The sequence below is a fragment of the Candidatus Jidaibacter acanthamoeba genome, from assembly GCF_000815465.1.
Taxonomy (GTDB): Bacteria; Pseudomonadota; Alphaproteobacteria; order Rickettsiales; family Midichloriaceae; genus Jidaibacter; species Jidaibacter acanthamoebae.
Window position 1 is genome coordinate 1 of record NZ_JSWE01000242.1, and the last position, 1,030, is coordinate 1,030.

General features: G+C 29.5%; 2 protein-coding genes. Both read right to left on the reverse strand.

Annotated features, from left to right (window positions below; genetic code table 11):
- The coding region (locus tag NF27_RS10820) for a DNA-3-methyladenine glycosylase I (RefSeq protein ID WP_039459583.1) at positions 1–274 on the reverse strand (274 nt) is incomplete at its 3' end.
- Positions 275–470: 196 nt separating this feature from the next.
- Complete coding sequence (locus NF27_RS11540) at positions 471–752, reverse strand: hypothetical protein (protein ID WP_053332800.1); 282 nt, start codon at positions 750–752, stop codon at positions 471–473.
- Positions 753–1,030 lie beyond the last annotated feature (278 nt).

The following is a 1,030-nucleotide window of genomic DNA, read 5'->3' on the forward strand; positions in this document are numbered from 1 at the left end:
GCTTATTCCTTATTAGACCAGGATTTTTAAGTAAGTATTCAACTTGCTTTTCAGAGAAATTAGCTACCTCATTAGGTTCAAAATTATAAAATGCTTTTTTATAATTATCTCTCTTCTTTAATATGGTAAGCCAGCTTAATCCTGCTTGAGCACCTTCGAGAATTAGGAACTCGAATAGAGTATTGTCATCATTAACTAATACCCCCCATTCTTGATCATGATAATCAATATAAATTGGATGCTTCTCACACCATGTGCATCTAGTTATTTTCATAAAACTTACCCGGTAAAAATATATGCTTTCTATTTAGAGCAAAAACAAATTGTTTAAAATCTTTATAATATTTTATTAGATACTTGATTTCATATATACTCTATTATTTATTCAGCAAGGAGGACTTACCCCTAACCCATATGGGTTAACAGAGTTTTATACATTTAGGCATACTAATGTGAGTCATCTTATTAAGCTAGAGAGCTAGAAATTCACCTGGAGATATAACCTGAGTATAAATATTTTTCTTATCTGGAAAATGTTTTAAATTAACGATAATTAAATAGTCAGCTTTGACGGTAATGATACCGTGTTTGGAGTCAAGTATATAACATTTGTGGGTTGTATTTAATTTTATGCTTAATAACATCCACCAAATGCTATATGAATTAACTTTCTTTTGTATTTCTGGACCATAATGCTGAACCCACCTGTATATTGTACTTAGGCATAGGTTTAATCCTCTCTCTTCTTTCATCATCTAACTTAAATTACGATAACTGAGTTTATATCTAAGATACCCAGCGTACACATAATAATATAATCCCCCGTCATAGTGGCGCCATTTGAAATATACTTTTTCATATACATAATTATTAAGTTGCTTATCTTACCTTATACCTACTTTCATATTTCATTTCTCGCAATACTACCTAACATACTAGTATGCAAAGCATAATTGTTTACTTATATAAATTCATATTTTTCTACCTGTTAGGTAAAGTGATTAATTAAGTTTAACTTAAATTTCATATT